Origin of the sequence: Yersinia alsatica (assembly GCF_025133195.1) — a bacterium.
Lineage (GTDB): Bacteria > Pseudomonadota > Gammaproteobacteria > Enterobacterales > Enterobacteriaceae > Yersinia > Yersinia alsatica.
This window is the reverse complement of record NZ_CP104006.1, coordinates 3,994,119-4,019,314: the sequence shown is the minus strand read 5'-3', so window position 1 is coordinate 4,019,314 and position 25,196 is coordinate 3,994,119. Positions and strand designations below refer to the sequence as shown.

The following is a 25,196-nucleotide window of genomic DNA, read 5'->3' as shown; positions in this document are numbered from 1 at the left end:
GAGCTTTTCGTAATATGTCATTTGATTCTCTCGGCTTAAACGCCGACATCCTGCGTGCTGTTGAAGAGCAGGGCTACCTTGTGCCGACGCCAATTCAGCGTCAGGCAATCCCTGTGGTACTGGAAGGCCGTGATTTAATGGCCAGTGCGCAAACCGGTACCGGTAAAACCGCTGGTTTCACCTTGCCGCTGTTGCAACTGCTGAGCCAGAACCAACAACCCATTAAAGGCCGTCGTCCGGTACGTGCGTTGATTTTGACGCCAACCCGCGAACTGGCTGCGCAGATTGACGAAAACGTACAGAGTTACAGCAAATACCTGAAGCTGCGTTCGCTGGTGGTATTTGGTGGCGTTAGCATTAACCCACAGATGATGAAATTGCGTGGTGGTGTTGATATCTTGGTCGCAACACCTGGCCGTCTGCTGGATCTGGAACACCAGAATGCAGTTGATCTGTCCAAGATTGAGATTTTGGTATTGGACGAAGCCGACCGCATGCTGGATATGGGCTTTATTCACGATATCCGTCGTGTATTGGCAAAACTGCCTGCTAAACGCCAGAATCTGCTGTTCTCCGCGACTTTCTCTGATGAAATTAAAGGCTTGGCCAGCAAATTGCTGCACAACCCTGCTTCAGTTGAAGTGGCTCGTCGTAACACCGCTTCTGAGCAAATTGCACAAAGTGTTCATTTTGTGGATAAAAACCGCAAACGTGAATTATTGTCTCAGATGATTGGCGAAGGTAATTGGCAGCAAGTATTGGTGTTCAACCGCACCAAGCACGGCGCTAACCATTTAGCTGAGCAGCTGAATAAAGACGGCATTACTGCCGCAGCTATTCATGGTAATAAGAGCCAAGGGGCGCGTACTCGTGCACTGGCTGATTTTAAAGACGGCAAAATCCGTGTATTGGTAGCAACTGATATCGCCGCCCGTGGTTTGGACATCGACCAGTTGCCTCATGTGGTTAACTATGAGTTGCCAAACGTACCGGAAGATTACGTGCACCGTATTGGTCGTACTGGCCGCGCGGAACGTACCGGTGAGGCGATTTCATTGGTTTGTGTTGATGAACACAAATTGCTGCGTGATATCGAGCGTTTGCTCAAACGTGAAATTCCACGTATCGCACTGGATGGCTATGAGCCGGACCCAAGCATTAAAGCGGATCCGATTCAAAATGGCCGTCAGGGCCGTGGCGCGCAACGTCCAGGAATGGGCCGTGGCAGCAACGCCGGTCGTCCGCAAAATGGTGGTGGCGCAGCAGGTCGCGGTGATAGCCGTAACAGCCGCCCACGCAGCCAGGCTGATGGTCAACGTCGCCCGGCAGGCCCATCTTCACGTGGTCGTAGCCGTAATCCCGGCGAATAAGTCATAAAGTATTCGCTGATGAAACCGCTTCTTTGGAAGCGGTTTTTTTTCATCTGAATCCCCAGATTACAGGGTTATCCCTTGTTTTAAACCTCGCTTCACCCGTATCATTGCCGGTCTTTTTTAGCATTATATTGTATGGAATTTATCGTCACTTGGCGGGATGTTATGGCGCGGACAAGAGGTCAGGGTAATTAGCATGCGGGTAATACTAGCACCGATGGAAGGTGTATTAGACTCACTGGTGCGTGAACTTCTCAGTGAAGTTAATGATTATGATCTTTGCATCACCGAATTTCTACGGGTGGTCGATCAGCTATTGCCAGCAAAATCCTTCTATCGGCTATGCCCGGAGCTTCACCAACAGAGCCGGACGTCATCTGGTACTCTGGTGCGTATCCAGTTGTTAGGCCAGTATCCACAATGGCTGGCAGAAAATGCGGCTCGTGCTGTTGAGCTTGGATCTTACGGTGTAGATTTAAACTGCGGCTGTCCGTCAAAGCTGGTTAACGGCAGTGGGGGGGGCGCAACCTTGCTCAAAGATCCTGAATTGATTTATCAAGGTGCTAAAGCCATGCGCGAAGCGGTACCGGCTCATCTGCCCGTCACAGTAAAAATTCGTTTAGGTTGGGATTCTGGTGATCGGCAATTTGAAATTGCCGATGCGGTGCAGCAAGCCGGTGCCACTGAGCTGGCGGTACATGGCCGCACTAAAGAAGAGGGTTATCAGGCCGAACGCATCAATTGGCAGGCTATCGGCGAGATCCGCCAGCGCCTGACGATACCAGTGATCGCCAATGGTGAGATTTGGGATTATCGCAGTGCGCAGGAGTGCATGAAAGTGACTGGCTGCGATGCAGTCATGCTTGGGCGGGGGGCACTCAATGTGCCGAATCTAAGTCGAGTCGTGAAGTATAACGAACCACGGATGCCGTGGCCGGAAGTGGTCAAACTGCTACAAAAATATGTGCAGTTAGAGAAACAGGGCGATACTGGTTTATATCATGTTGCCCGCATCAAGCAGTGGCTAGGTTATTTACGTAAAGAATATGCCGAAGCAACTGACTTATTTAGTGAAATCCGTGCATTAAAAACCTCGAAAGATATCGCGGTGGCTATTTTACGAGCGTGAATTAGCTATGTTTTATAGAGAACCATAAAAATCCCAACCCTAAATATACCTTAAACAAGAATGGTTATTCTTTTGATTTGAATTAAGTATCGCGTTTATAGTGTGCTCGCATTTTAAATGCAGTATCTCGTTAGGCGAGGCTCCTATACAAACACAGGTTACTGATCTGACGACGTCCAGAGACGCCCAAGGTTAGGACAGGTTATATCGGATTAAGGTATAACCCAAAGTAACTTCTGAGAAATCAGATACGTTGTATAGTGCTAAAACTTAGACACGGAGATAGCCATAGAGCACTCTCTAATCTGGTTACGCCCCTATGTGAGGACTGTTTAGTTAAATAATAACAGTAATAGGGTCATTTATGAGTTCACATTTCGACTTAGCATTGCAAAAGCAGCATCCATTCAATCCAGGTGAAGATAAAGAATCTACCTTAGGCGCTTATATGAGCGATGCCTATATTACGGTATCGGCTGATATGTCAGTCGCTGAAGCTAAAGCCTATTTCTTGCAAAATATCTCCGATAATGAAATACCAACACAATTATTGGTGACGAATAATAATCGGCATTTACTCGGGTTACTCTCGGTTAAGAATTTACTAACGGAAGAGCAACAAGATATAAAACTTTTTCAGATTATTAACCAGAGTTATTTCTCTGTATCGCCAGATCAAGATCGTCACGAGGCAGTAAGCTTATTGGCAAAATGTGGTTTAGATATCGTTCCAGTATTAAGTCACGGTAAATTAATGGGAGTATTACGGGCGCAAGATATTGCTGAATTGATTGAAGATGAAAACACGGAAGATGCTCAGCGGCAGGGGGCAAGTATGCCGCTCGACGAGCCTTATTTACAAACCAGCCCAGTGACATTATGGCGCAAGCGAGTTGTTTGGTTATTACTGCTGTTTGTCGCGGAAGCTTATACCGGCACAGTATTAAAAGCGTTTGAGGAGCAACTGGAAGCGGCAATAGCCTTGGCATTCTTTATCCCACTATTAATTGGTACTGGCGGTAACAGTGGTACGCAAATTACCTCGACCCTGGTGCGGGCTATGGCACTCGGGGAAGTCAGTTTACGTAATGTTGGTGCAGTATTGCGCAAAGAAGTTTCCACTTCTCTGATGGTGGCAACGACCATTGGTTTGGCGGCCTGGATCCGTGCCTGGTTCTTGGGAGTAGGGATGGAAGTGACTATCGTGGTGAGCTTGACGGTGGTCGCCATCACGGTGTGGAGCGCCATTGTCTCTTCCATTATTCCGATGGTATTAAAGCGGTTATCTATAGACCCTGCGGTGGTTTCAGCACCTTTCATTGCCACTTTTATTGATGGTACCGGTCTGATTATTTACTTTGAAATAGCGCAGTTGGTGATGACTGATTTAGCATAATGTCGATAATAATAAGGCGCTTTAAGCGCCTTTTTTAATAGCTATCTAACCGATTATTTTCTCTTGCGGCCAATAAATTTGGCGATACCCAATAGGAAGATTGCTCCTACCAGAATCAATAATGCATCGACCCAGAAGGTCAGTGAGGCTAGATTTTCATCATGAATATCAGCTAAACCGGCGGCGATTAAAAATACTCCGAAGAGAATACCAAAAATTGTTGTTCCCATATAAACACCTGTAAATTAGTTTTATCTAAAAAATTTATGTTGGCAATTATAGGATAATATTTAATCGGTGGCTTTTCTTTCTTTGATAAATGTTTACCGCTGAGCAGCAATTAGGCAGCTTTAATCTTTGTAACAATCATTTTAAGAATGAATGGTGCGTAGTGTATTACTGTAATTTATAATGCGCCGGATCGACCCCATTGGCTCCCGACAACCTATTTAAGCTGACGAACATGAATGTAAAAATTCGATTTGCACTATTAAGTTTCTTGCTTTTGTCTACCAGTATCAGTGTCGTTCCTTTAGCCTCGGCCAGTGGTACATCCGGTGAAGTTAAAGGGAAAGCTCCGCTAGAGTTGGCGTCGGGTAGTGCGATGGTGATTGATTTACAAACAAATAAAGTCATTTATTCTAACAATGCGGATGAAGTGGTGCCGATCGCATCAATCACCAAATTGATGACCGCAATGGTGGTATTGGATGCTAAATTGCCTCTTGATGAGATTATTTCAGTCGATATTCATCAAACTAAAGAGATGAAAGGGGTCTTTTCCCGAGTGCGGGTAAACAGTGAAATCAGCCGCAAAGACATGCTGCTGCTGGCTCTTATGTCATCGGAAAACCGTGCTGCGGCGAGCTTGGCTCATCACTATCCCGGTGGCTATAACGCATTTATTAAAGCAATGAATGCGAAAGCCAAATCATTGGGAATGACTAAAACTCGCTATGTGGAGCCAACGGGTTTGTCGATTGATAATGTCTCGACGGCCCGTGATCTGACCAAATTATTGGTCGCCACCAAACAATATCCCTTGATTGGGCAGCTGAGTACCACTACAGAGAAAATGGCTACTTTCCGTGAGCCTAACTACACTCTGCCATTCCGTAATACTAACCATTTGGTTTATAACGACAAATGGAACATCCAATTAACGAAAACCGGCTTTACCAATCAAGCCGGGCACTGTCTGGCAATGCGTACCGTCATTGGTAATCGCCCGGTAGCATTGGTCGTTTTGGATGCATTTGGTAAATATACCCATTTTGCCGATGCAAACCGCCTGCGTAGCTGGATAGAAACTGGCAAGGCGGCGCCAATCCCTGGTGCAGCGAAAAGTTATCGTCAGCAAAAGGATTCTCAGGGGCGTTTGGCTCAGCTCTCAGAATAAATTGACCCTTTGCTTTTGAAGTTGCAGGGGGCTAGCTGCGTTCTATTCCTCGGCCGATCCTTGGGCCTCGCCTCTTCGAGGCCGCTGCCTGCAACTCCAGGTTCTTTGGATCTATAGGTAACTAAGTGGCAGAATTTACAGATAATCTGTAAGTTCTGCTTATTAGTGCTGGATTGGCAGTTTTTTATTTTGCTAAAAAATCAATTTAAACACGCCAGTAATGGTCAGTAGCCCGACAATAAAAATGATCGCAATAATCCACAGTATTATTTTCATATTATCTCCTAGATCCCATATCAGACATCGATATTTGTCAGTGGTACCAACCTTGGTTGGTGTCAGACTATGACTATAGTTTGTCTGACTGGATTCAGGGGACTTGCCGCCGGAATTCGGATAATGCCTAGATGAGTGCAGTATGAGTAATTCTCTGCCCACCATGGTTATTTTTGCTGCCAATTTTTCAGTTTTGAGGTTTTGCCAATTCCGGGATTAAAGCTGTTGGTTGGGTCTATCTGCCGATAGAACGTTTTCAATGCAGGTTTTGCGATATAGAGATGCCCGACATTATGCTCAGCTGGATATTCCGCTCCTTTATCACTCAGCAGTGCCAGCATCTTTTGTTTTAGTGCGTGCGTATCGACACCTTTCTTCACGATATAATCTTGATGGAAGACGTGGCATAGGAAATGACCATAGTAGAGTTTGGCCACCATGCATTGGTCTATTTCTGGAGGTAAGGTCTCAAACCACTGATCTTCATTGCGCCGTAGAGCAATATCTAACGCCAATATATCTTCTACTTTATCAGCATGAACGGCGTGATAGCGTACTGCCGCACCAGCGGCGGCAAAGCGGTGTAAAAATGCTTTTTTACCTTCGTCAGCCGTACAAGTAATAAAGTTACCTTCCGCAGTAGCAAAAAAATCTTTCAGAAATTGCTGTGCTTCAGGAATGCCTCCACCTGACATTTTTAGCATCAAATGATGCTCATATTTACTGCGGTAAGCCTTAAGACGTTTCGGTAAATGATTGGGCAGCACCTGGCTGAAGCCTTGCATTATCCGATCCGTTAAATGGTCGATAAGAAAAGGGACTTTACTAAGACGAGCATCAATCTTGCCTTTTAAAGTAAAGAAGCGAGGCATGTTATTGGTGCCCATACTGTTGATCATCACAAAGGTATCTTTGCCATACACTTCGGCGATATCAAAAATATCGCGATGCATATATTCACCCGCCACAGGCAAATGTTTGAAGTCACGCAAAATAGCCCGGCGTAATTGGGTTAATACCTGAGTTTGATTGGTTCCGATATAAAAGACTTGCTGCTGTTTCTCACTGGGAAAAGTATCCAGCCGAACTGCAAAGACGGCTAATTTACCGGCACATCCTGAGGCTTCAAATAAGCGTCTTGGGTCGGCATTAAAACGGGAGGGAGTAGAGGCATCAATATCCCTCACGCGTGTAGCATATTCATGGTCAGAAGCTTGCTGCATACCTTGGTCAATATCACTGGCACGATATTTACCGCGCTCCAGGCGTTGTAAAATCTCTTCTGGAGTATTGCCGAGATTGATTCCCAAATGATTGATGAGTTGCAACTCTCCTTGAGCGTCAATTTGCGCGAATAATGCCATCTCGGTATATGCTGGCCCTCTTTGAACCAATGATCCCCCCGAGTTATTACAAATACCGCCAACAACGGAAGCACCAATACACGAAGAGCCAATCACTGAGTGTGGCTCGCGGTCATAAGGTTTTAAACGTTTTTCCAGTTGGTTCAGAGTACTGCCGGGGAAACCAATCACTTGCTTGCCATCATTCAGTAATTGGATTTGATTTAGCCGCAAAGTATTCAAGATGACAATGGGTCGGTCATAATCATCCCCACTAGGGGTAGAGCCCTCCGTCAGCCCGGTATTCGCCGCTTGCATGATAACAATAGTGTCGGCGGCCACGCAGGCTTGTAGTAATTGCCATTGCTGTAATAACGTCGAGGGGAAGACTACCGCAAGGGCAGAACCTGCTCCTGAGCGGAAACCGGTGCGGTAACGTTCAGTTTGCCGTTCACCGGTTAGCAAGTAACGAGCGCCCACGATATGACGCAACTGGGTCAGTAAGGTTTGTGTTTTTTCATCACTGTATTGATTCATTCGTGCAGCTCCCTTTCATTGCATTGACTTTTATAGCGCTGGTTACAGCTAAGTTCAGGGCTCTATGACACAGCTATTATGGTGCAATGATGTAACCATGAGGGGCGGCTGGCTTTCTTGATAAATCCTTTGTTTTGTGAAAAACCTCACACTATTGCCATCTAAATCGCATTTGGCTTTCGTAATCATGTGGTTTAAACATTACTAACACTAATGATTAAACAAAAAGACACTCAGATCACGGGATAGATATCTTCTTCAATGGATAGATAATAATTTTGCTCATTGCATTATGAGGTATAGGATCAAGGGTAATAATTGCGCTGATTAATAAGGCATTTCATGAGTGAACATTTTGTTGGCAAATATGAGGTGGAGCTGAAGTTCCATGTATCGAACATCGCCCAATTGCATGCGCAGTTAGCCCTTCATCAAGCAACAGCCTTTACTATCAATAATCATGAAAAAGATATCTATCTGGAAGCTAATTGTGGTGATCTAGCTGCGAAACAGATCAGTATGGTTTTGCGGGAAATGCACCCCTCTGGTATTCGTTTATGGATAGTCAAAGGGCCGGGAACAGAACGATGTGAAGCCAGTAAAATTGAAGATATTGGCAAAGTACAAAGTATGTTAGCAACATTAGGATATCTGCCCGCATTTATACTGGAAAAACAGCGCAGTATTTATTTTGTCGGGAAGTTTCACGTGACGATTGATAGCTTGGTGGGGCTCGGGGATTTTGCTGAAATAGCCATCATGACTGATGATGCCACTATCCTTGATAACCTAAAGACCGAATGTTGGGATTTAGCTAATAAACTCGGATTATTGCCAGCACAACAAGAAAGCCGCTCATACCGTCAGCTACTCGGTTTTTAGCGTTGATGATGCTGTATTGGCCGTGATATATCCCACGGCCATGCAGATTTACTTCTTCATCAAAGATTTCAAATTGGCAAATGGGTTATGAGTGGCAACCCCTTGATCATTCTGCGCATCATCACCTGCAATCACCGTCGAGCCATAGAGGTCCGCTTCGGTATATTTGGAGTGTTCGTGATCATGGCAAAAAAGACATAACATCTCCCAATTGCTGCCATCTTCGGGATTATTGCTGTGATCGTGGTCAATATGGTGAACAGTTAACTCTCGAAGATTAGAATATACAAATTCGCGTGAACATTTACCGCAAACCCACGGAAAAATCTTCAGAGCTTTCTCTCTATAACCACTTTCCAGACGGGCGTAATTCTTCGGGATATATGCCATAGGTGAACCTTCAATTCTGCCATAAATAATGGTCTTATTTTAGCGTGAAAGTAGGCGCTAGACTATCAACTGTTTGTTATTAATATTCAGATAATACACTATCATTTAAAGCAATCTTCGTAGGAACATATTGAATCAATTATAGAAATACCTAGTTCAGTTATTCATGGTGATGCTAAGAATTTTTGAGACTTTTGCTGATGATTTAAAGGGATAAGTCGTTTTACACTGTCGTTATGTTTTAGCATCAGCATGTTTTACATTATTCATCAGACAGTTATTAGCATGAGATTATACGTAACCCGCTAATAGACTTATTTTACGGCAGGCAATACAGCGTGTTTAGCCTGAAACCCTTTGCCGAAACAGTTGAGGCGATATGAAAGAATCTGAGGTACTGGCCGAAGTCAGTAATGAAAACCAAACATTAGTCGCCGTGGTGCAACAAGACCAGCGGGTGGTGTACTTCTATATTTATCCACAAGAGGCATTCGAAGAACGTTTTCCGGTGCGTGCGTGCTGGGTGAGAAACCTGGTTGCGGCCCCCTTGTCGGCGGATAATGCTGCCCTTGAACAAGGATTGGCTCCGCGATTAGCCGCAGAGTTTTGCCGGAATGTAGCCGGTGAAGCCGAGCTTGATGCACAATTTATTACCATAGTCTGGTCAGAAAGTGATGATGGCGCTGCATTATGGTATCAAGGGCAACTGCTGGCGATTATTCCTGGCTGGAGTCTGTATATTGATCATTCGGTTTGCTATTCGGCCAGTTGTATTAAAGATAACCCGCTGACTTTACCTTTGGGCTCAGCCTCTACCAATGTCCAATATGCTCAGGCACAGAATACACGTCAATTTTGGCGTGCTTGGCAACAAGAGGACGGTAACCCTTGGCCTGCACTACAAGCTGAATATATTCAATGCTATGAACAACACTTTGGTCCATCGGTGAAATATTATGCCATCGACCAAGGAACGTGGCCGCCAATGGCTATATCGCAGCATGAAAAGGACGGAATATATTATTTTCTGACACTGGGTGTCAGTATCCGTCCGCAACCTTGGGTTGAAATACTGTTCAATGATGATGCGGCCAAATACCGCCGTTTTGAAATGGCTATCGCCATTGACGGCCAATATGTCAATGAGGACAACGCTATCCATATGGCGAGTGCGCTGGCTGGTTTTGCCCATGTTCCCTGGAGCAAAATAACCTGGCTAGGGGAAGGTCATACGTTAGAGTCGTCCGTGGCTCCTCAGGGCTATGAAGGCTATATTTTGTCATCAGAGCTTTATGCTGATGCAGACAGTCTTATATTGCCTCACCAACAGGATGACCCGGTCAATATATATTGGGCTAGCCCGGTTTTTGCCAGTGAAAGAGAGGCTGCGCATGCGGTGCCAAATGGTGGGTATGATTTGCTGAAAAAACTACAGAAGAATGGGGTAAACCATATTTTCACACCACGCGAGTCTATTATTTAATTTTGTGCTGAACATTGCTGGTCTGATTTGCAGATTTTGTTATTCGGGTCTTAACTTAATAATGATAGAGGTTTTGAGCCAGTAAACTTGAAACCACAATGTTCGCTTGAGATGCTGTAATTTGCCGTATAGTCAAATCAGCTGTCAGTGAAAATTAATTTTATGGAGGTTTTATGGGCATACTATCTTGGATTATTTTTGGCCTGATTGCCGGTATTTTGGCTAAATGGATTATGCCTGGAGAGGATGGCGGTGGTTTTATTATGACTGTAATCCTTGGGGTAGTAGGTGCTCTGGTTGGGGGCTATATTAGTACCTTCTTTGGTATGGGCAGAGTTGATGGGTTTAACATCGGTAGCTTTGTCGTGGCCGTCATTGGTTCGTTGGTCGTGCTGTTTGTCTATCGAAAATTAAGAAGTTAGACTCAATTGATATGCTTATGACCATGATTTTAATTGTCATCAGTAAAGCCAATAAGCATTAATCAAGAAAACGTCTTCTCGTCAAAATACTGTCCTCATAAAATATCAGAAAGGTGGCTATTTTTTGTCACCTTTCTCTCATAAAAGCATCATCAATATGCAATAGAAGTATTCGTTAATAGCTCATGACTACAGGCAATCTGAGAGACATGACATGGGCCAGGCATTGCGTAAATTCACTGTGGCTGATTATCCAGCTGCGGTGCAAGAACCACGTAAAAAGGTACTTGCCGTTAAAGGGTTAGTTAAAGCATACAAATCACAACACCGAGTTCTGGATGATATCAACTTTGAACTTCATGCCGGTGAATTTGTAGCAATAATTGGTCGTTCTGGTGCCGGGAAATCCACATTGTTGCATGTTTTAAATGGCACCATTCCCAGTAGTGCCGGTGAAATCATTAATTACCATGACAATGGTGATACACAGAATATCGCTGAATTGACGACAAAGCAGATGAGAAAGTGGCGAGCAAAATGTGGCATGATTTTTCAGGATTTCTGCTTAGTTCCACGGCTTGATGTTATTACCAATGTCTTACTAGGCCGCCTCAGTTATACCTCGACACTAAAATCATTTTTTAAAATATTTGCTGAGCAGGATAGAGCTAGAGCCATTGAGTTATTACAATGGCTCAATATGCTGCCTCACGCCTTGCAGCGTGCTGAGAATCTCTCTGGTGGACAAATGCAGCGTGTTGCTATTTGTCGTGCCATGATGCAAAACCCTAAAATATTATTAGCTGATGAACCGGTCGCTTCTTTGGACCCCAAAAATACCACCCGAATAATGAATACATTACAGAAAATAAGCGAGAATGATATTGCTGTGGTCGTTAACTTACATTCTGTGGAATTAGTTAGAGATTATTGCACGAGAGTAATAGGTATTGCTCATGGAAGAATTGTTTTTGATGGTCATCCATCTATGCTCAATGACGCTATTATTCAAGATATTTATAGTGATGAATCAACTGATACTTTGCATTAATTCCCATTTATCCCTTTACCAGAATAGGTTAATTTAATGAAAAAAGTACTTTGTCTTACCTCATTAGTGGCAAGTATGATGGTATTTAATGCCACAGCAGCGGATGCACCAAAAGAAATTAATCTGGGTATTCTTGGCGGGCAAAATGCGACACAACAAATTGGCGATAATATGTGTGTCAAAGAATTCTTGGATAAAGAATTAAACGTAAAAACAAACCTGCATAATGCCTCTGACTACTCCGGTGTTATTCAAGGGTTATTAGGTGGGAAGATTGACTTAGTATTAAGTATGTCGCCTTCTTCTTTTGCTTCTGTCTATATTAAAGACCCTAAAGCTGTCGATATCGTAGGTATTGCGATTGACGATACAGATAAATCACGCGGTTATCACTCAGTTGTAGTGGTAAAGGCCGATAGCCCTTATCAGAAAATTGAAGACTTGAAAGGCAAAGCATTTGGTTTTGCTGATCCGGACTCAACCTCAGGATTCTTGATTCCTAACCAAAGTTTTAAACAGAAATTTGGTGGAACACCAGACAATAAATATAACAATTTCTTCTCCAGCGTGACGTTCTCTGGCGGCCATGAACAAGATATTCTTGGTGTTATTAATGGCCAATTTGATGGCGCAGTGACTTGGGCCTCCATGATTGGCGATTATAATACAGGCTATACCAGCGGTGCATTCACGCGCATGATTCGTATGGATCACCCGGATTTAATGAAACAAATTCGTATTATCTGGCAGTCACCGCTGATTCCGAATGGCCCTATTTTGGTCCGTAGTGCATTGCCTGCTGAATTTAAAGCGCAGTTAGTGGCCGCAGTTAAAAAACTGGATAAAGAAGATCACGGTTGTTTCATTAAAGCGATGGGTGGCAAACAGCATATCGGTGAAACATCACTGAGTGAGTATCAGAATATTATTGATATGAAGCGTGAATTAACCAAAGGCGACCGCTAAGTCGGTTCTGCGGATAAAATATACCCTGCATATTCGAAGTTGCAGGGTATAGCTCTGGCTTATTTGAGCGATTGCTTTGAGGTGGTAGCTAATTTTGAATACAGACTTTAACCATTACTATCAGCGGATTCGCACTAAGCAAAAACGTGAAACGTTGATTTGGTCATTGACGCTGGCAATTATCTATCTTGGCGCTGGCAGTATTGCTGAGTTTAATTTACATACTGTTTTTGTTTCTATTCCGAGTTTTTTTGATTATCTAGCCGAAACTATACCTGTGCTCCATTGGCATAATTTGTTTGCAGATGGTCATACGGAAGGTTCTTTTGCTTATTGGGGTTACCGCTTACCTATTCAGTTACCGCTGATTTGGGAAACTCTGCAATTAGCATTAGCCTCGACAATCTTGTCAGTTATCGTTGCCATTATTCTTGCCTTTTTGGCTGCAAATAATACCCAAAGCCCTCCTTGGTTGCGATTATCGATCCGCACATTTGTTGCGTTTTTACGTACCATGCCGGAATTAGCCTGGGCGGTGATGTTTGTCATGGCGTTTGGTATTGGGGCTATTCCCGGTTTTTTAGCTTTGGCATTACATACTATTGGCAGTTTAACCAAGTTATTTTATGAATCACTGGAAACCGCATCGGATAAACCTGTGCGCGGTTTGGCGGCTTGTGGGGCTGGAAAATTACAACGTATGCGTTTTGCGTTGTGGCCACAGGTAAAACCCATATTTCTCTCTTATAGCTTTATGCGCCTGGAAATTAACTTCCGCCAATCAACTATTTTAGGATTGGTAGGGGCCGGCGGAATTGGGCAAGAGTTAATGACCTCAATAAAACTCGATCGCTATGATCAAGTCAGCATGACATTGCTGCTGATTATTATTGTGGTTTCATTGTTGGATTACACATCCGGTAAATTACGTAAGCGAGTCGTGGAAGGAACTTCATAATGTTGACTCATCATCTGACTGCAGATCAGTTATCAATGCTAAAACAGCAAAATCCACAAATTTTCTTACAGCAAAAACGTTATATCAGATGGGTCACAATGATAGCTGTTGGTATTTTTTTATATTACCTATTTTTCTTCAAAACCTTTGGGATTCCTTGGCAAACATTTGCAAATGGTAGTCAACAAATTAGCCGTTATTTTTTACGTATGTTTGTTTGGCATGATTTTATGAATTGGCCATTTAAGTATTATTTCGGTCAGATATTTATTACCTTAGCAATTGTTTTTGCTGGCACACTCACTGCTACATTGATTGCTTTACCCTTGTCATTTCTGGCAGCACGAAACGTGATGTCAACGCCGGGTTTACGTATTATTTCATTTGTCGTGCGCCGTTTTCTGGATATTTTCCGTGGTATAGATATGGCTATCTGGGGGCTGATTTTTGTTCGAGCCGTGGGGATGGGGCCACTTGCCGGGGTGCTGGCGATTATCATGCAAGATATGGGGTTACTGGGTAAACTCTATGCCGAAGGGCATGAGGCAGTAGACAAGTCACCCAATCGTGGCCTGACTGCCATGGGAGCCAATGCCTTGCAGAAGCAACGTTTTGGGATATTTACTCAATCTTTTCCAACCTTTTTGGCTCTAAGCCTTTATCAAATTGAATCTAATACTCGCTCTGCTGCGGTATTGGGTTTTGTCGGAGCTGGAGGGATTGGTTTAGTGTATGCCGAAAATATGCGGCTATGGAACTGGGATGTAGTAATGTTTATCACATTAATAATGGTAGTTATTGTGATGGTCATGGATAAAATCTCCGCAACATTACGGCGGAAGTATATTCTTGGTGAAGAAATTGCGCTTTATCATCCAGCTAATAATACTAATCACAAAGCTTAATATATAGATTGGTTTTTATATTATAAATAGCATCCAATAAATAATATTAACTATTATTTTATTTTTTGGATTTTATTTTTGGTATGTCAGCTGTTTTTATCACTAACCAGATTTACATTGAGAAGATCGGCGTTGATCTATACAATACTGCCCGCTAGACGTTAAAGAAGCGTTTTGTTTTTCTTGCGATATTCGCACACGTCTAATCTACATAATAGGAATAGGGCAGTAATATGATCAACAACGATGTGCTCCGTAGTGTTCGCTATATGCTTAACGTTAACGATACCAAGATAACAGAAATCATTAAGCTGGCTGATTTTGAAGTGAACAATGCGGATGTCGTTAATTTCCTTAAGAAAGAAGACGAAGCTGGTTATCAGGATTGCCCTGATCTGGTGATGGCACATTTCCTTAATGGCCTGATTTTCTTTCGCCGCGGCAAAGATGACAAGTTCCCGGCACCCGCGGTAGAACCTGTCATTACTAACAATATCGTGCTCAAAAAACTGCGTGTCGCATTTGAGTTGAAAGATACCGATATGCATGATGTTTTTAATGCTGTTGAGTTCCCTGTGTCCAAACCTGAGCTAAATGCTTTGTTCCGTAAAGAAGGGAGTAAAAACTTCCGCCCTTGTGGTGATCAGGTGCTGCGTTATTTCCTGAAAGGTCTGACATTGCGGATACGTGGTCCTAAAAAATAGAATTAAATATACCGGTCATCTCTCAAATTACAGTTGTGTTGGCTGTCCGTTGAAATCTTTTGGGGATGGCTCGGCATAGCTGGGCAATATAAAAACAGGAATGGCCATTAGCTATTCCTGTTTTTTGTTAATTAGCCGCATACTCTTTGTTAACTTCTGAATTAACCCATTCCAGCTTTTTCATCGTAGTATTTTATTTCCCCCACTGTTGCACTATCTATGCTCGTATATTGCGCATTAATGGTGCAGACAATTAGGCTATATATCAGGCTATTTAACCAAGATATCTATAATCTTCAATTAAATTATTGAGATATAAAACTGGCACGGCGATTGCGCAGAGTAAATCCAATCTTGTGTGTTTTACTCAACGACCAGAGGTTAATGCTATGCAACATCGTAACTTGGTTAAGGTTTTTGCACTTTCGGCTTCGGTTATCAGTATGGGGGTGGCATTTGGTACATTGGCTGCAGATACCATTAAAGTGGGTATTTTGCACTCGTTGTCCGGCACTATGGCTATTTCTGAAACCCCATTGAAAGATATGGCTTTGATGAGCATTGACGATATCAATGCTCATGGTGGCGTATTGGGTAAAAAACTGGAGCCGGTTATTGTTGATCCGGCATCTAACTGGCCGTTATTTGCCGAAAAAGCGCGGCAATTATTAACACAAGATAAAGTTGCTGTTGTATTTGGAGCCTGGACTTCAGTTTCACGCAAATCAGTATTGCCGGTATTTGAAGAATTAAATGGCTTACTGTTCTACCCGGTGCAATATGAAGGTGAAGAAATGTCACCGAATGTCTTCTATACCGGGGCGGCACCAAATCAACAAGCTATCCCGGCGGTAGAATATTTATTAAGTGAAGATGGTGGTGCAGCCAAACGCTTTATTTTGTTGGGCACTGACTACGTCTATCCACGTACAACTAATAAAATTCTGCGGGCCTTCCTGCATACCAAGGGTATTCAAGATAAAGATATTGAGGAAATTTATACCCCATTTGGTTATAGCGATTACCAAACTATCGTTGGCAATATTAAGAAATTCTCTGCGGATGGGAAGACAGCGGTTATTTCTACCATCAATGGTGATTCGAATGTTCCTTTCTATAAAGAATTAGCCAACCAAGGTATTAAAGCGACCGATGTGCCAGTTATTGCTTTCTCTGTCGGTGAAGAGGAGTTACGTGGTATCGATACCAAGCCATTGGTTGGGAACCTTGCCGCCTGGAACTATTTCCAATCAGTCGATAACCCGACGAATAAGAAATTTGTTGAACAATGGAAAGCTTATGCCAAAGCACATAATTTGCCGAATGCTGATACCGCAGTAACCAATGACCCAATGGAGGCGACTTGGGTCGGCATGCATATGTGGGCTCAAGCAGTAGAGAAAGCCAAATCAACCGATGTGGATAAAGTTCGCGCGGCTATGGCTGGTCAGACATATCCGGCACCATCTGGCTTTACGTTAACCATGGATAACACCAATCACCACTTACACAAACCGGTGATGATTGGCGAGATTGAAGCTAATGGGCAGTTTAATGTGGTGTGGCAAACCGACGCCCCGATCCGGGCGCAGCCGTGGAGCCCATTCATCGCAGGAAATGACAAAAAGCCAGATCACCCGGTTAAAAGCACTCAGTAATGGTAATCCTCCGAAGTTAGGTCTAGTTGGCTTCGGAGCCTTTTCGCCAAATATCCGTGATGAGTGAGCCTATGAAATCATTAATTCCTGTTTGGGGTAGCACAACTCATTATCTGCTCCGGCTAATAATAGGTTTGTTAATGGGCATATCGGCTCAGGCAACCGCAGGGCCAGCCCATGATTTTGTTGCAGCCAACCGCTCACAACAAGCCATTATGTTGCAGCAATGGGCAACAGAGCCAGATGTTAGCCGGCTGCCATTATTGCAAGCACTAAAACAAGAAACGTTGGTTATTGATAGTGCGGGGCAGGCTTTCGTCCAAAACAATCAAGTTTTCACACCTCTGGAAGGACAACTACAACCCACTGATACACCGAAAAAAATCTGGCTCAATAATCGGTTACGTATTCTCATTGCTAATGCATTGGCGGCCCAGCGGCTAGTCAGTAAGGATGAAGCGGTGCGTTTGCAAGCGGCGCTGGAATTACAGCAGCAGGCGCAAAGCGATCAATTGCCGTTACTGAATCAGCGCCTGAAATTGGAGACTGACAATAAAGTTAAAGAGGCATTAAGTATCGCGCTGGCTAATTTACAACTCACTGACAGCAATCCTCTGGTGCGGTTGAATGCGGTGCAATTACTGGGGCAATCGGGTTCACCCCAAACTCAGTCACGATTGCAAAGCCTAACAGATATTCATGTAGAGCCTGATGAGCATGTGCGTGCTGCAGCCGCCAGTAGCTTAAAGCAGGTACAAAACCGGCTGATGGTTGGGGATATTATTGGGCAGGTATTCAGTGGGCTATCACTAGGCTCCATTTTATTGTTGGCGGCATTGGGGCTAGCCATTACTTATGGTTTGTTGGGTGTTATTAACATGGCGCACGGTGAAATGTTGATGCTGGGTGCCTACTCCGCTTATTTGGTGCAATCCTTATTTCAACACTTTGCTCCACACTGGCTGGCTCTTTATCCCTTGATTGCTTTGCCTGTCGCTTTCTTTATTACTGCTGGAATTGGCATGATTTTAGAGCGAACAGTGATTCGCCATCTCTATGGCCGGCCACTAGAAACATTGCTGGCAACCTGGGGTATCAGCCTAATGCTGATTCAGAGTGTGCGAATGATTTTTGGTGCCCAAAATTTGGAAGTTGCTAACCCCGCATGGTTGTCTGGCGGAGTACAGATTTTACCGAATCTGGTCTTACCGTGGAATCGTATTGCGGTTATTGCTTTCGTCGTTATTGTTTTGCTACTCACTTGGTTGTTGCTGAATAAAACTCGTCTCGGATTACAGGTACGCGCCGTGACACAGAACCGTGCAATGGCGGCGTGTTGCGGGGTGGCGACAGGAAGGGTCGATATGCTGGCATTTGGGTTGGGTTCTGGCATTGCCGGTTTAGGGGGCGTTGCTCTATCGCAACTGGGAAATGTCGGCCCGGAATTAGGGCAGGGATATATCATCGACTCTTTCCTGGTAGTGGTTTTGGGGGGCGTTGGGCAACTTGCGGGCAGTGTTGTTGCCGCACTGGGATTAGGGATGTTGAATAAAATTCTGGAACCGCAGATTGGCGCAGTGCTAGGCAAGATATTGATTTTAGTGCTGATCATTTTGTTTATTCAAAAACGCCCGCAGGGTCTGTTTGCCCTTAAGGGCAGGGTGAGTGACTAATGAATCAACCTTTGACGATAACCTTGACGCAGAAAGCCCCTGTTCTCAGCCTGTTACTGGGTATCTTGGTGGTTATTTTTCTGATTATTTTGCCTTTTTTAGCATTACTACCAGCCGATAATCCGTTGGCAATCTCGACATATACCTTAACTCTTATGGGCAAGATTCTGTGTTATGCGGTAGTCGCAATTGCGTTAGATCTGGTGTGGGGATACGCCGGGTTGCTGTCACTGGGGCATGGTTTATTTTTCGCGCTCGGTGGTTATGCCATGGGGATGTACTTGATGCGTCAGGCGGCTGGTGATGGGTTACCTGCTTTCATGTCTTTCTTGTCATGGAGCGAGTTGCCATGGTTTTGGAGTGGCAGTCAATATTTCGTCTGGGCGTTATGCCTGATTGTATTGGTACCCGGTTTACTGGCTTTTATTTTTGGCTACTTTGCCTTTCGCTCGAAAATAAAAGGTGTCTATTTTTCTATCATGACACAGGCACTAACCTATGCGGGAATGTTGCTGTTTTTTCGCAACGAAACCGGTTTTGGTGGCAACAATGGCTTCACCGGTTTTACTACCTTGCTGGGTTTCCCTGTATCGGCAACATCTACTCGTATTGCCTTATTTCTTGCCACTCTAGCACTGTTAATTGCCAGTTTAGTGCTGGGATTTGCGTTGGCACGCACCAAGTTTGGCCGAGTATTGACTGCCGTGCGCGATGCTGAAAACCGACTGACATTCTGTGGTTATGACCCTAAAGGTTTTAAGTTATTTGTCTGGACACTCTCTGCCGTACTTTGCGCTTTAGCCGGTGCGTTATATGTACCGCAGGTTGGCATTATCAATCCCAGTGAAATGTCGCCAACTAACTCTATTGAGGCTGCAATTTGGGTTGCACTGGGTGGGCGTGGCACTCTGATTGGCCCAGTATTGGGGGCGGGAATCGTCAATGGTGCAAAAAGTTGGTTCACCATGGCAATGCCGGAATATTGGCAATTCTTCCTCGGCTTAATATTTATTCTGGTTACCTTGTTCTTGCCTAAAGGTGTGATTGGGTTATTGCGGCGGGGGAAAGATAAATGAGCCGATTTCAAATTACTGAACAACTGACTTATCCCGAATTCATTGATCAAGAGCCGGGTGTTATCCAGCACGCAGCGGACAAATATCGTCAACAGCGAGATCCCGTACTGACACTGGAAGATATCAATGTCAGTTTTGATGGTTTTCATGCCCTGCGCAATCTTTCATTGCAAATTGGGGGGGGGGAATTGCGTTGTGTTATTGGCCCGAACGGTGCGGGTAAAACGACGTTAATGGATGTTATCACCGGTAAAACTCGTCCACAGAGCGGCAAAATGCTGTACGACCAGCACCATGATCTCTCGACGATGAATACGATTGAAATTGCTCAAGCTGGCATTGGTCGGAAATTTCAAAAACCTACAGTATTTGAAGCATTAAGTGTTTTTGAAAATCTTGAGCTGGCACAGAAAAGTACCAAAACCGTTTGGGCAAGTTTGCGTGCCAAATTGAACAGTGAACAGCGGGATCAAATTGATGAAACACTGGCTATGTTGCGCTTAAGTGATATGCGGCAGCGTCCAGCGGGTTTGCTATCTCATGGTCAAAAACAGTTTCTTGAAATCGGTATGTTATTAGTACAAGACCCACACCTACTGTTATTGGATGAACCCGCCGCAGGTATGACCGATGCTGAAACTGCTTATACCGCGGAGCTGTTTAATCAATTGGCTGGCAAACATTCATTGATGGTAGTCGAGCACGATATGGGATTTGTCGAGACGATTGCCGACCATGTGACCGTGTTGCATCAAGGGCAGGTGCTGGCCGAGGGTTCATTGGCAGAAGTGCAGGCTAATGAGCAAGTTATCGAGGTTTATTTAGGCCGTTGAGTCATTCTAACCCTCCTCATTTTGGGGGGCAAAACTGTGGTGAAATATAGCTTGATGTAGACTGACTCAATCAACGAGATGGCTCTAGCGACTAATAATTATCTGGATAATTTGAGGGCAATATATGCTTCAAGTAAATGAACTCGACCAATATTATGGTGGCAGTCATATCTTGCGCGGCTTGTCATTTGAGGCTGCGGTCGGTGAGGTGACCTGCTTATTGGGCCGTAATGGTGTTGGTAAAACGACGCTGCTCAAGTGCTTGATGGGGTTGGTGCCAGTTAAAAATGGCAGTATTACTTGGGAAGGTAAAAATATTAGCAATCAGTCGCCGCATCAGCGGGTGAAAGGCGGTATTGCCTATGTGCCGCAAGGGCGGGAAATATTTCCTCGTTTAACAGTAGAAGAGAATATCCTGTTAGGTCTTTCGCGTTTTCCCGGTTCACAAAGTAAAGCCGTACCCGAGCATATCTATCAACTCTTCCCCGTGTTGCAGGAGATGAAGCACCGCCGTGGTGGGGATTTATCTGGCGGACAACAGCAACAACTGGCGATTGGCCGCGCTCTGGCTTGCCAACCGCGTTTGTTAATTCTTGATGAACCCACCGAGGGAATTCAACCCTCAGTAATTAAGGAGATTGGATTAGTTATCAAAAAACTGGCCGCGCAAGGGGATATGGCAATCTTGCTGGTAGAGCAATTTTATGATTTTGCGGCGGAACTGGCAGATAACTATTTAGTGATGTCGCGCGGAAAAATTATCCAGCGAGGACAGGGCGCCGATATGGAGCTTGACGGCGTCCGTGGCCTGGTCGCTATTTAAACTATAACCAATTGAAGATACAAGTTATTTTATGGTAGTTGAGTGCTATCAATGGGCAGCGAATCTGATGCGCCCCATTCAGCCCAAGAGCCATCATACAATGATACCGACGATGCATCTGCTGCTGTCAGCCCCAGAGCAACCACTGCGGCGGTAACTCCAGAACCACAACTGGTAATGATGGGTTTGGTTAAGTCGACACCATGGGCTGCAAAAATGCTTGCCAATGCTTGTGGTGATTTCAGATTGCCATTTTCGACCATGCTTCCCCATGGAATATTGATACTGCCAGGGATACGTCCCAAACGCAGGCCAGGGCGAGGCTCTGGCTCTTGTGCCTTAAATCGTCCCGCAGGGCGCGCATCTACAATCTGTATTTCTTTATTTCCTAGAGCGGCTAAAACCTGATTAACATTTTTGACCGCAGCGGCATTGAATGTTGCATTGAATGTTTGTGAGACCGGACTCATTGGCCCGCTCTCTAATGCAAACCCTGCTTGCTGCCACCCACTGATGCCATTCGCCAAGATGAGTACTTTTTTTGCACCAAAAGTACGAAACGTCCACCAAACCCGTGGTGCAGAAAACAGGTTGCCATCATCATAAATGACCAAAGTATGTTGCTCACTTACCCCCAATTGACCAACCATTTCACTGAATGCTTGAGGAGATGGCAACATATGAGGTAAGTCGGTGCTGTGGTCTGCTATTGCGTCAATATCAAAGTAAACTGCCCCAGGAATATGCCCCTGTTCAAATTCAGCTCGAATATTTCTTTTGGGTATCAATCCCGGTGGTGACATTCTGGCATCCAGAATAATGATTTTGTCATCATGAATATTTTCGGCCAGCCACTGTGGTGTTACCAAGAAAGGTGAGTTCATAGCAAATTACCTGTCGAAATTATAAAGGAGCGTCTCAGTGAGCGCTTCATCGTGGTACTCACTATATAACGAAATTACAGTATTGAAACCTTGAGTTATCAGCGATGCGCAAGGTTTCGCAAATTTTGAAATTTATTATTCATTACGTTACATAAAGAAAATAAATAATCTATCAGATGAATTTTGATTCTTAGATATGTGAACTGAATGCCGAGATTTATGCTTTGTTTATGCAAATTTTCATAGGTCTAACAATAATTTTCGTAGCATCTCGCAAAAAGAGTTTTTCATTCCACTATTGCCTTGATGATGAAATTTTAATTTCGTATAACCGTTGACAAGCACAGTCCATTGCCGGGACTTCATCATAAATTGGTAAGGGGAATAGAATGCAAAAAGTTCGAGTTGGCCTCATCGGCACCGGTTATATCGGTCGTTGTCATGCCATTGCTTACGCACAGGTTGCGACTGTTTTTCCTTTAAAGGGGTCGCCAGTATTAGAAATGCTGGCTGAAGTAACACCTGAATTGGCTCAACAGCGTGCTACAGAATTTGGTTTTGCTCGCTCTACTGCTAATTGGCGCGAGCTGGTTGCTGACCCAAATATTGATGTAGTGGATATCTGTGCGCCAAATTTCTTACATAAAGAAATGGCATTAGCGGCTATTAGCCATGGTAAACATGTTTATTCAGAGAAACCGCTAGCTCTTAATGCCGCCGATGCCAAAGAGATGGTTGAAGCAGCAAGAGCAAAAGGCGTAAAAACTCTGGTAGGGTTCAATTATATGAAAAACCCGACCAGCCAATTGGCGCGCGAGATTATTGCAAATGGCGAGATTGGTGATGTTGTACATTTTTACGGTACACATAATGAAGATTATCTTGCTGATCCACAGACACCGTTAGATTGGCACTGTACTAAAGCACAGGCAGGACTTGGGGCATTAGGGGATTTGGCCGCACACATTGTCAATATGGCTCATTATCTAGTTGGCGATATTCTCAACGTATGTGGTGATATGCAGACTGTTATAAAGCAGCGCCCAGACCCACAAAATCCCTCACTGTTGCGAGCGGTAGAAAATGAAGATCAGGCCAGTGCACTGGTACGGTTCGCTAATGGTGCGATGGGAACAATAGAAACATCACGTATTGCCTGCGGCCGCAAAATGGGGCTGACATATGTGGTCACAGGAACGAAAGGCACAATCAGTTATTCTCAGGAACGCATGGCGGAATTACAGCTCTATCGCCATGATGACCCTCAGTCCAGGCAAGGGTTTAAAACATTGCTTACCGGGCCGCAACACCCAGATTATGCCGCTTTCTGTGTCAGTGCAGGGCATGGCATTGGATTTAACGATCAAAAAACCGTTGAGATCCGCGATTTGATTAACGGCATTGCAACTGGAGATCGCATGTGGCCGGACTTCGAAGAGGGCTGGAAAGTTTCTAAAGTATTAGATGCTATTGCGGTCTCAGCCCATGAGCTGCGCTGGGTGAAGGTTTAAATAGACAGTTTTTAGATATACAAAGCGCTTTAAGTTAGTTAGCAGTAGATATTATTAAGCTGATACTGGCCCGAATTATGCCAAGTATGAGTCTTAATATGCCTACTGCTGATACCAAAATTAACCACCGCGTGGCGGGGGCTTCCTATTATGTTAATGAACAGCAGCGGGCGCGGGTAAAACAGCTATCTCGTTCTTGGATGTGGCGTCTGGAACTGCCGACCTGGGCACTGATTGGGGTTATTTACACTGGCTGGTTTGCTTGCGTTATTTATTGGCAACAATTGGGTGCAGTATTGGGTAGCGTGTTACTAATCTTGTTGAGCACGTGGTATATGTCGCTACAACATGAGTTGATTCACGGTCACCCAACTCGGTGGCGGTGGGTAAATCAGTTATTGGGAACTTTGCCGCTAGCGATATGGTATCCCTATGGCCTCTATCGTGACTCTCATATCCAACATCATAGGGATCAGGACTTAACGCATCCGGAAAAAGATCCTGAGTGCTATTACTACACTGCGAAGCAGTGGCGGCATTTTCCCTCACTGTTCAAAAAAATCGTGCGAATCAGCAATACTTTTATTGGCCGATTAGTTGTGGGGCCAGCACTGGATATCATTGATACTATCCGCAGTGCAAGCCGCGCCTTTATTACGGGTGATCGTCCAGCCATCATCATGTGGTTAGCCCATTTTGGACTCCTCAGCTTATTGCTGCATTGGATGGCAGGTTATGGCATCTCTGCAATTTTCACTATTTTAGTGATTGGTTATCCGGCACTTAGCCTGACTAAAGTAAGATCCTTTTTTGAACATCGTGCAGCAGAAAATAGTGCGGCACGTTCAACATTGAATGAAGCGGCATGGCCTTGGCGTCTACTATTTCTAAACCTCAATTACCATCTGGTCCATCATGATTTACCTACTTTGCCTTGGTATGGTTTGCGCCAGATTTATCTGGAAAATCGCGTTCAATATCAGCATCGAAGCGAGCAATTTGTAGTAAACGGCTATACTCAATGGTTTGAGACATATGCTTTTACTGCCTTGGAAATAGAAATTCATCCTTTTTACGATAGTGAAAACAAAACTTCGATAAGCGAACAGCCACACGAGGGGCTTGGTCGCGCTGATAGGCAGCCTGACGCTTCTCAAATAGCCCGTTAAGGTAATAAAACGCAGCACTCATTCTGACGACAAAACCCATAAGTTATTTTCATTTGCCTACAATTTACTGTTGTTATATACAGCTATCTGTGTAATCTTAACCGTAAATTTTGTTGAAAATAGATTTTTTAAATACTTAGCTATCATATAGTTATATGTAAAATTGAGTATTTCGTTAAGCTGGTGTGTTGTGAATAATATATTTAATATCAATTGGTTATTTGGTTTGTTTTGGACTAAATCTAATATGGTTACTGATTTGTTAATGACTGAGAATTGCACATCTTGCTGAGATTCATGTTTTACAGACATTAGCGATTTAACTTTTTCTAACCCTTGGGCACATAGAGGTAAA

At 44.1% G+C, this 25,196-nt stretch carries 24 protein-coding genes and 1 riboswitch; of the genes, 19 read left to right on the top strand and 5 right to left on the bottom strand.

What is annotated here, in order from left to right; genetic code table 11:
- Window positions 1-14: 14 nt before the first annotated feature.
- The 3 genes from rhlE (at window position 15) to N0H69_RS17955 (ending at window position 3,898) form a co-directional block, all read left to right on the top strand.
- Complete coding sequence (gene rhlE, locus N0H69_RS17965; protein ID WP_050107684.1) at window positions 15-1,370, top strand: ATP-dependent RNA helicase RhlE; 1,356 nt, start codon at window positions 15-17, stop codon at window positions 1,368-1,370.
- 199 nt (window positions 1,371-1,569) lie between these two features.
- Window positions 1,570-2,502 (top strand): tRNA dihydrouridine(16) synthase DusC, encoded by a 933-nt coding sequence (dusC, locus tag N0H69_RS17960; protein WP_050107683.1) that lies wholly within the window; start codon window positions 1,570-1,572, stop codon window positions 2,500-2,502.
- 119 nt (window positions 2,503-2,621) lie between these two features.
- Window positions 2,622-2,791: riboswitch (M-box (ykoK) riboswitch) on the top strand.
- 75 nt (window positions 2,792-2,866) lie between these two features.
- Window positions 2,867-3,898, top strand: coding sequence for a magnesium transporter (locus N0H69_RS17955; RefSeq protein ID WP_050107682.1), 1,032 nt, complete (start codon window positions 2,867-2,869; stop codon window positions 3,896-3,898).
- A gap of 53 nt (window positions 3,899-3,951) precedes the next feature.
- Here N0H69_RS17955 and N0H69_RS17950 read toward each other — a convergent pair whose 3' ends face one another.
- Complete coding sequence (locus tag N0H69_RS17950) at window positions 3,952-4,128, bottom strand: hypothetical protein (protein WP_072077580.1); 177 nt, start codon at window positions 4,126-4,128, stop codon at window positions 3,952-3,954.
- A 233-nt stretch (window positions 4,129-4,361) separates the two neighbouring features.
- Here N0H69_RS17950 and pbpG point away from each other — a divergent pair, with 233 nt between their 5' ends.
- Window positions 4,362-5,297, top strand: coding sequence for a D-alanyl-D-alanine endopeptidase (gene pbpG, locus N0H69_RS17945; protein ID WP_050151616.1), 936 nt, complete (start codon window positions 4,362-4,364; stop codon window positions 5,295-5,297).
- 192 nt (window positions 5,298-5,489) lie between these two features.
- Here pbpG and N0H69_RS22330 read toward each other — a convergent pair whose 3' ends face one another.
- Complete coding sequence (locus tag N0H69_RS22330) at window positions 5,490-5,573, bottom strand: small membrane protein YohP (RefSeq protein ID WP_017346848.1); 84 nt, start codon at window positions 5,571-5,573, stop codon at window positions 5,490-5,492.
- A 167-nt stretch (window positions 5,574-5,740) separates the two neighbouring features.
- Entirely contained in the window at window positions 5,741-7,453 is a 1,713-nt protein-coding gene (dld, locus tag N0H69_RS17940; RefSeq protein WP_050151617.1) for a D-lactate dehydrogenase, read from the bottom strand.
- A 342-nt stretch (window positions 7,454-7,795) separates the two neighbouring features.
- Between dld and N0H69_RS17935 the strand changes: the two genes are divergently transcribed.
- Window positions 7,796-8,335 carry a class IV adenylate cyclase gene (locus N0H69_RS17935; protein ID WP_050151618.1) on the top strand — a complete coding sequence of 180 codons (540 nt, stop codon included), beginning with the start codon at window positions 7,796-7,798 and terminating at the stop codon, window positions 8,333-8,335.
- A 48-nt stretch (window positions 8,336-8,383) separates the two neighbouring features.
- Here the strand turns inward: N0H69_RS17935 and yajD are convergent, their stop codons facing one another.
- Window positions 8,384-8,725 (bottom strand): HNH nuclease YajD, encoded by a 342-nt coding sequence (gene yajD, locus N0H69_RS17930; protein ID WP_005158894.1) that lies wholly within the window; start codon window positions 8,723-8,725, stop codon window positions 8,384-8,386.
- A 379-nt stretch (window positions 8,726-9,104) separates the two neighbouring features.
- Here yajD and N0H69_RS17925 point away from each other — a divergent pair, with 379 nt between their 5' ends.
- The 12 genes from N0H69_RS17925 to urtE all read left to right on the top strand — a co-directional run bounded on the left by N0H69_RS17925 (window position 9,105) and on the right by urtE (window position 21,277).
- Window positions 9,105-10,208 carry a suppressor of fused domain protein gene (locus N0H69_RS17925; protein ID WP_050135968.1) on the top strand — a complete coding sequence of 368 codons (1,104 nt, stop codon included), beginning with the start codon at window positions 9,105-9,107 and terminating at the stop codon, window positions 10,206-10,208.
- Between the two features lie 173 nt (window positions 10,209-10,381).
- Window positions 10,382-10,630: a GlsB/YeaQ/YmgE family stress response membrane protein gene (locus N0H69_RS17920; RefSeq protein WP_050107670.1), complete on the top strand. Its 249-nt coding sequence runs from the start codon at window positions 10,382-10,384 to the stop codon at window positions 10,628-10,630.
- A 214-nt stretch (window positions 10,631-10,844) separates the two neighbouring features.
- Window positions 10,845-11,681: a phosphonate ABC transporter ATP-binding protein gene (gene phnC / locus N0H69_RS17915; protein ID WP_050122377.1), complete on the top strand. Its 837-nt coding sequence runs from the start codon at window positions 10,845-10,847 to the stop codon at window positions 11,679-11,681.
- 36 nt (window positions 11,682-11,717) lie between these two features.
- Complete coding sequence (gene phnD / locus N0H69_RS17910; protein ID WP_050107666.1) at window positions 11,718-12,647, top strand: phosphonate ABC transporter substrate-binding protein; 930 nt, start codon at window positions 11,718-11,720, stop codon at window positions 12,645-12,647.
- A gap of 94 nt (window positions 12,648-12,741) precedes the next feature.
- On the top strand, window positions 12,742-13,605 hold the full coding sequence (gene phnE, locus N0H69_RS17905) for a phosphonate ABC transporter, permease protein PhnE (RefSeq protein WP_050107664.1): 864 nt from the start codon (window positions 12,742-12,744) through the stop codon (window positions 13,603-13,605).
- Window positions 13,605-14,510, top strand: a complete 906-nt coding sequence (gene phnE, locus N0H69_RS17900; protein ID WP_050151619.1) for a phosphonate ABC transporter, permease protein PhnE — start codon at window positions 13,605-13,607, stop codon at window positions 14,508-14,510. The genes phnE (N0H69_RS17905) and phnE (N0H69_RS17900) overlap by 1 nt, the downstream gene beginning before the upstream one ends.
- Before the next feature lie 233 nt (window positions 14,511-14,743).
- Entirely contained in the window at window positions 14,744-15,214 is a 471-nt protein-coding gene (locus N0H69_RS17895) for a YehS family protein (protein WP_025377712.1), read from the top strand.
- Between the two features lie 389 nt (window positions 15,215-15,603).
- The gene (gene urtA, locus N0H69_RS17890) at window positions 15,604-16,872 is read left to right on the top strand and encodes an urea ABC transporter substrate-binding protein (RefSeq protein WP_050107660.1); all 1,269 of its coding nucleotides are present in this window, start codon (window positions 15,604-15,606) and stop codon (window positions 16,870-16,872) included.
- 71 nt (window positions 16,873-16,943) lie between these two features.
- Entirely contained in the window at window positions 16,944-18,545 is a 1,602-nt protein-coding gene (urtB, locus tag N0H69_RS17885) for an urea ABC transporter permease subunit UrtB (RefSeq protein WP_050122372.1), read from the top strand.
- Window positions 18,545-19,621: an urea ABC transporter permease subunit UrtC gene (gene urtC / locus N0H69_RS17880; RefSeq protein ID WP_050151620.1), complete on the top strand. Its 1,077-nt coding sequence runs from the start codon at window positions 18,545-18,547 to the stop codon at window positions 19,619-19,621. Before urtB ends, urtC begins: the two co-directional genes overlap by 1 nt.
- Window positions 19,618-20,454: an urea ABC transporter ATP-binding protein UrtD gene (urtD, locus tag N0H69_RS17875; protein WP_050107654.1), complete on the top strand. Its 837-nt coding sequence runs from the start codon at window positions 19,618-19,620 to the stop codon at window positions 20,452-20,454. The genes urtC and urtD overlap by 4 nt, the downstream gene beginning before the upstream one ends.
- Window positions 20,455-20,578: 124 nt before the next feature.
- Entirely contained in the window at window positions 20,579-21,277 is a 699-nt protein-coding gene (gene urtE / locus N0H69_RS17870) for an urea ABC transporter ATP-binding subunit UrtE (protein WP_050145055.1), read from the top strand.
- A 29-nt stretch (window positions 21,278-21,306) separates the two neighbouring features.
- Here urtE and sseA read toward each other — a convergent pair whose 3' ends face one another.
- Window positions 21,307-22,161: a 3-mercaptopyruvate sulfurtransferase gene (sseA, locus tag N0H69_RS17865; RefSeq protein WP_050151621.1), complete on the bottom strand. Its 855-nt coding sequence runs from the start codon at window positions 22,159-22,161 to the stop codon at window positions 21,307-21,309.
- Window positions 22,162-22,550: 389 nt separating this feature from the next.
- On the opposite strand from sseA, the gene N0H69_RS17860 reads away from it, so the two are divergent.
- Both N0H69_RS17860 and N0H69_RS17855 read left to right on the top strand, forming a co-directional pair.
- Entirely contained in the window at window positions 22,551-23,672 is a 1,122-nt protein-coding gene (locus tag N0H69_RS17860) for a Gfo/Idh/MocA family protein (RefSeq protein WP_050151622.1), read from the top strand.
- Window positions 23,673-23,770: 98 nt separating this feature from the next.
- A complete protein-coding gene (locus N0H69_RS17855) occupies window positions 23,771-24,841 on the top strand; it encodes a fatty acid desaturase (protein WP_050145060.1) in 1,071 nt (356 codons plus the stop codon).
- The last annotated feature ends 355 nt before the right edge of the window (window positions 24,842-25,196 follow it).

What these genes read in the sequence shown, in the direction of transcription:
- rhlE (WP_050107684.1), top strand. Translation starts at nt 15, where the DNA reads ATGTCATTTGATTCTCTCGGCTTAAACGCCGACATCCTGCGTGCTGTT.
- N0H69_RS17925 (WP_050135968.1), top strand. Translation starts at nt 9,105, where the DNA reads ATGAAAGAATCTGAGGTACTGGCCGAAGTCAGTAATGAAAACCAAACA.
- sseA (WP_050151621.1), bottom strand. Translation starts at nt 22,161, where the DNA reads ATGAACTCACCTTTCTTGGTAACACCACAGTGGCTGGCCGAAAATATT.
- phnD (WP_050107666.1), top strand. Translation starts at nt 11,718, where the DNA reads ATGAAAAAAGTACTTTGTCTTACCTCATTAGTGGCAAGTATGATGGTA.
- dusC (WP_050107683.1), top strand. Translation starts at nt 1,570, where the DNA reads ATGCGGGTAATACTAGCACCGATGGAAGGTGTATTAGACTCACTGGTG.
- N0H69_RS17895 (WP_025377712.1), top strand. Translation starts at nt 14,744, where the DNA reads ATGATCAACAACGATGTGCTCCGTAGTGTTCGCTATATGCTTAACGTT.
- N0H69_RS17920 (WP_050107670.1), top strand. Translation starts at nt 10,382, where the DNA reads ATGGGCATACTATCTTGGATTATTTTTGGCCTGATTGCCGGTATTTTG.
- urtE (WP_050145055.1), top strand. Translation starts at nt 20,579, where the DNA reads ATGCTTCAAGTAAATGAACTCGACCAATATTATGGTGGCAGTCATATC.
- urtC (WP_050151620.1), top strand. Translation starts at nt 18,545, where the DNA reads ATGAATCAACCTTTGACGATAACCTTGACGCAGAAAGCCCCTGTTCTC.
- N0H69_RS17950 (WP_072077580.1), bottom strand. Translation starts at nt 4,128, where the DNA reads ATGGGAACAACAATTTTTGGTATTCTCTTCGGAGTATTTTTAATCGCC.
- N0H69_RS17860 (WP_050151622.1), top strand. Translation starts at nt 22,551, where the DNA reads ATGCAAAAAGTTCGAGTTGGCCTCATCGGCACCGGTTATATCGGTCGT.
- N0H69_RS17935 (WP_050151618.1), top strand. Translation starts at nt 7,796, where the DNA reads ATGAGTGAACATTTTGTTGGCAAATATGAGGTGGAGCTGAAGTTCCAT.
- yajD (WP_005158894.1), bottom strand. Translation starts at nt 8,725, where the DNA reads ATGGCATATATCCCGAAGAATTACGCCCGTCTGGAAAGTGGTTATAGA.
- urtB (WP_050122372.1), top strand. Translation starts at nt 16,944, where the DNA reads ATGAAATCATTAATTCCTGTTTGGGGTAGCACAACTCATTATCTGCTC.
- urtA (WP_050107660.1), top strand. Translation starts at nt 15,604, where the DNA reads ATGCAACATCGTAACTTGGTTAAGGTTTTTGCACTTTCGGCTTCGGTT.
- phnC (WP_050122377.1), top strand. Translation starts at nt 10,845, where the DNA reads ATGGGCCAGGCATTGCGTAAATTCACTGTGGCTGATTATCCAGCTGCG.
- N0H69_RS17855 (WP_050145060.1), top strand. Translation starts at nt 23,771, where the DNA reads ATGCCTACTGCTGATACCAAAATTAACCACCGCGTGGCGGGGGCTTCC.
- N0H69_RS22330 (WP_017346848.1), bottom strand. Translation starts at nt 5,573, where the DNA reads ATGAAAATAATACTGTGGATTATTGCGATCATTTTTATTGTCGGGCTA.
- phnE (WP_050151619.1), top strand. Translation starts at nt 13,605, where the DNA reads ATGTTGACTCATCATCTGACTGCAGATCAGTTATCAATGCTAAAACAG.
- pbpG (WP_050151616.1), top strand. Translation starts at nt 4,362, where the DNA reads ATGAATGTAAAAATTCGATTTGCACTATTAAGTTTCTTGCTTTTGTCT.
- dld (WP_050151617.1), bottom strand. Translation starts at nt 7,453, where the DNA reads ATGAATCAATACAGTGATGAAAAAACACAAACCTTACTGACCCAGTTG.
- urtD (WP_050107654.1), top strand. Translation starts at nt 19,618, where the DNA reads ATGAGCCGATTTCAAATTACTGAACAACTGACTTATCCCGAATTCATT.
- N0H69_RS17955 (WP_050107682.1), top strand. Translation starts at nt 2,867, where the DNA reads ATGAGTTCACATTTCGACTTAGCATTGCAAAAGCAGCATCCATTCAAT.